Origin of the sequence: Serratia sp. Z4 (genome assembly GCF_009900725.1) — a bacterium.
Lineage (GTDB): Bacteria > Pseudomonadota > Gammaproteobacteria > Enterobacterales > Enterobacteriaceae > Serratia > Serratia nematodiphila.
On sequence record NZ_JAAABD010000029.1, the window covers coordinates 1 to 1,723 of the forward strand.

The 1,723-nt window shown below is 52.4% G+C and carries 1 rRNA gene; it reads right to left on the minus strand.

Going from position 1 to position 1,723, the window contains the following annotated elements:
- Window positions 1-12: 12 nt before the first annotated feature.
- Window positions 13-1,554 (minus strand): 16S ribosomal RNA (locus tag GT753_RS25630).
- Window positions 1,555-1,723 lie beyond the last annotated feature (169 nt).

Below are 1,723 nucleotides of genomic sequence, written 5' to 3' on the forward strand. Positions count from 1 at the left end.
AATATCTTTAGGTAAGGAGGTGATCCAACCGCAGGTTCCCCTACGGTTACCTTGTTACGACTTCACCCCAGTCATGAATCACAAAGTGGTAAGCGCCCTCCCGAAGGTTAAGCTACCTACTTCTTTTGCAACCCACTCCCATGGTGTGACGGGCGGTGTGTACAAGGCCCGGGAACGTATTCACCGTAGCATTCTGATCTACGATTACTAGCGATTCCGACTTCATGGAGTCGAGTTGCAGACTCCAATCCGGACTACGACGTACTTTATGAGGTCCGCTTGCTCTCGCGAGGTCGCTTCTCTTTGTATACGCCATTGTAGCACGTGTGTAGCCCTACTCGTAAGGGCCATGATGACTTGACGTCATCCCCACCTTCCTCCAGTTTATCACTGGCAGTCTCCTTTGAGTTCCCGGCCGAACCGCTGGCAACAAAGGATAAGGGTTGCGCTCGTTGCGGGACTTAACCCAACATTTCACAACACGAGCTGACGACAGCCATGCAGCACCTGTCTCAGAGTTCCCGAAGGCACCAATCCATCTCTGGAAAGTTCTCTGGATGTCAAGAGTAGGTAAGGTTCTTCGCGTTGCATCGAATTAAACCACATGCTCCACCGCTTGTGCGGGCCCCCGTCAATTCATTTGAGTTTTAACCTTGCGGCCGTACTCCCCAGGCGGTCGATTTAACGCGTTAGCTCCGGAAGCCACGCCTCAAGGGCACAACCTCCAAATCGACATCGTTTACAGCGTGGACTACCAGGGTATCTAATCCTGTTTGCTCCCCACGCTTTCGCACCTGAGCGTCAGTCTTCGTCCAGGGGGCCGCCTTCGCCACCGGTATTCCTCCAGATCTCTACGCATTTCACCGCTACACCTGGAATTCTACCCCCCTCTACGAGACTCTAGCTTGCCAGTTTCAAATGCAGTTCCCAGGTTGAGCCCGGGGATTTCACATCTGACTTAACAAACCGCCTGCGTGCGCTTTACGCCCAGTAATTCCGATTAACGCTTGCACCCTCCGTATTACCGCGGCTGCTGGCACGGAGTTAGCCGGTGCTTCTTCTGCGAGTAACGTCAATTGATGAACGTATTAAGCTCACCACCTTCCTCCTCGCTGAAAGTGCTTTACAACCCGAAGGCCTTCTTCACACACGCGGCATGGCTGCATCAGGCTTGCGCCCATTGTGCAATATTCCCCACTGCTGCCTCCCGTAGGAGTCTGGACCGTGTCTCAGTTCCAGTGTGGCTGGTCATCCTCTCAGACCAGCTAGGGATCGTCGCCTAGGTGAGCCATTACCCCACCTACTAGCTAATCCCATCTGGGCACATCTGATGGCAAGAGGCCCGAAGGTCCCCCTCTTTGGTCTTGCGACGTTATGCGGTATTAGCTACCGTTTCCAGTAGTTATCCCCCTCCATCAGGCAGTTTCCCAGACATTACTCACCCGTCCGCCGCTCGTCACCCAGGGAGCAAGCTCCCCTGTGCTACCGCTCGACTTGCATGTGTTAAGCCTGCCGCCAGCGTTCAATCTGAGCCATGATCAAACTCTTCAATTAAAAGCTTGATTTGCTTCCACTCGAGAAGCGATGCTCAAAGATTTACTGCATGAATTTTACTTCAGTTAGTCACTCTTCAAGACTTGATATTTTTTTGCATCCGAAGATGCTGGATATCGTCTTGTGGAGTGCCCACACAGATTGTCTGATAAATTGTTAAAGAGCAGTG